Raw genomic sequence first — 1,074 nt, 5'->3', positions numbered from 1 at the left:
GCCGGATGCGTTCCTGGGTGGCGGCCGAGAGGTTGCCGTCGGCCCGGCCGTTGAACACGAAGGACACCGCGGTGTGGGACACACCGGCGAGCCGGGCGACGTCCCGTGACGTCGGGCGCCCGGTGCCCGTGTTCCCGCTCTCCTCGGCACCGCCCACGCCGTCCGCCGCCCTCGCCCAGCCCGTCCCAGTCGATCACCGCCCACCCTATCGGCGGGGAGCGCCACGGCACACAGGCGATGCGCCTCCGGGTCAGCAGGTCGGTACGTCCAGCCAGGCCGGGCCCTTGATGTAGATGTTGGTCATCCAGGAACCGTCCGCCAGCTTGGACCAGATGTCGTTGGTGTAGCCCTCGGCGGTGACCGTCTCGGCGTGCTCCTGGCACTGGACGGACACCAGGGTCGGCCCGGCGAAGGTGTCCACCACGGCACCGCGCGTGCTCGGTGTGGCGTGGGTGCGCACCCCGGTGCCCCAGGTCTCGAAGACCGTACCGCCGTTCGCGGGCGGGGGAGTCGGCGTGCCCGAGCCGTTGATCCGGATCGCGCCCGCGTAGTCGCCGCCGGTGCGGACAGGGGCGACCCGGATGTGGGTGCCCGACTCGTACGCCTCGACCATCTGCCCGTTGCCCAGGTACATGGCGACGTGGTGGATGTGCCCGCTGCCCCAGAACATCAGGTCGCCCGGCAGCAGCGGGGCGCTGCCCTGCGCGGCGGAGAAGCGGGCCGACGCCTGCGAGCTGTGGAACTGGTCGTCCGCCGTGCCGTTGAGCAGGTCCTTGCCGGTCGCCTGGTAGTAGGCGTAGCGCGTCAGGCCGGAGCAGTCGAAGCCCTTGCGCTCGTTGTCGTGCAGGCTGTCGGGGTCCGAGCCGTCGTAGTAGCCGTAGCTGGCACCCGGTGTGGCCGCGTGGCCGCCGCCCCAGCTGTACCAGACGCCGATCTGCGAACAGGCGGCGTTCACCGCGGCCTGCGCGGTGGCCGAGGCGCCCGGTGCCAGGACACCGCAGGTGGCGTCCTGCGCGGCCGCGTGCGCCGGGGCGGAGAAGAACGCGGACAGGGCGAGGACCGAGGCCCCCAGGC

The 1,074-nt window shown here is 72.7% G+C and carries 1 protein-coding gene and 1 pseudogene; both read right to left on the bottom strand.

The features are described 5' to 3' along the window. On the bottom strand, positions 1-157 hold a 157-nt coding region (locus ACFWI9_RS34735), incomplete at its 3' end, for a LacI family DNA-binding transcriptional regulator (protein ID WP_387169397.1). Positions 158-253: 96 nt separating this feature from the next. Further along, positions 254-1,072, bottom strand: a pseudogene (locus ACFWI9_RS34730) (C40 family peptidase); the annotation flags it as partial. Positions 1,073-1,074 lie beyond the last annotated feature (2 nt).

Origin of the sequence: Streptomyces sp. NPDC127084 (assembly GCF_042724175.1) — a bacterium.
GTDB lineage: Bacteria > Actinomycetota > Actinomycetes > Streptomycetales > Streptomycetaceae > Streptomyces.
The sequence above is the reverse complement of the archived record's forward strand: the minus strand, read 5'-3'. Positions and strand labels throughout refer to the sequence as shown.